Here is a 458-nt window from a genome sequence, read left to right on the forward strand (position 1 = left end):
CCCCGGCTGCGGCTATCTTCGGTCGACGGGGTGGAAATCGATCCGTTGCTGCTCGACCTCTTGTGCCACGAGCCGCGCGTGATGCCGCACGTGCATCTCTCGCTGCAATCGGGCGCAGACCTGGTGCTCAAGCGGATGAAGCGCCGCCACAGCCGTGCCCAGGCGCTGGCCCTGATCGAAACCCTGCGGCAGCATCGCCCCGACATGGCGATAGGTGCCGACCTGATCGCCGGCTTTCCCACCGAGGACGCCGCCATGCATGCCGAGAACCTGAGCATCGTGGCGCAGGCCGGCATCGTCCACGGCCATGTCTTTCCCTATTCCCCCCGCCCCGGCACGCCCGCCGCGCGCATGCCGCAGGTGCCGCCGCCGGTGGTGCGCGAACGCGCCGCGCAACTGCGTGCCGCCGTGGCGCAAACCCGTGCGGCCTGGCTGCAAGGCCTGGTCGACCGCCCTGC

At 70.5% G+C, this 458-nt stretch carries 1 protein-coding gene; it reads left to right on the top strand.

Annotated elements, in window-relative coordinates; genetic code table 11:
- Positions 1-458 (top strand): radical SAM protein (locus H926_RS30195; protein WP_043611200.1); only part of this gene is annotated, 458 nt, incomplete at both ends.

Origin of the sequence: Novosphingobium sp. B-7 (assembly GCF_000410615.1) — a bacterium.
In the GTDB taxonomy this organism is placed as follows: Bacteria; Pseudomonadota; Alphaproteobacteria; order Sphingomonadales; family Sphingomonadaceae; genus Novosphingobium; species Novosphingobium capsulatum.